The 409-nt window shown below is 80.0% G+C and carries 1 protein-coding gene; it reads right to left on the bottom strand.

Annotated features, from left to right (window positions below; translation table 11 throughout):
* Positions 1-324, bottom strand: a 324-nt coding sequence (locus AC30CM_RS27225) for a hypothetical protein (protein WP_490120010.1), incomplete at its 3' end; no start/stop codon positions are given.
* Positions 325-409: the final 85 nt, after the last annotated feature.

Here is a 409-nt window from a genome sequence, read left to right on the forward strand (position 1 = left end):
GAAATGGCCTCCGGCGCAGCGGCTCCCGCCGCCGCCGGTGGTGGCGCCCCGGTGGCCGGTGGTGGTGGCGCGCCGGTGGCCGGTGGTGGCGGTGCCCCCGTCGGCGGTGGTCTGCCCGGTGGTGGCGGTGCCCCCGTCGGCGGTGGTCTGCCCGGTGGTGGCGGTGCCCCCGTCGGCGGTGGTCTGCCCGGTGGTGGTGGTTTGCCCGGTGGTGGCGGCTTGCCCGGTGGTGGTGGTCTGCCCGGCGGTGGCGGTGTCCCCGGTGGTGGAGGTCTGCCCGCGGGTGCTCCCGGCGCTGACGCTGCCGCGGCTCCGTTGGCGCAAGCCTCGGGCGTGAGCGACGCCGCGGGCGCGGCCATCGACCAGGCCGCGGGCGCGGCCATCGACCAGGCCGCGGGCGCCGCTGGTG

The sequence above is a fragment of the Mycobacterium sp. DHQP2018-32-09 genome (assembly GCF_058148405.1).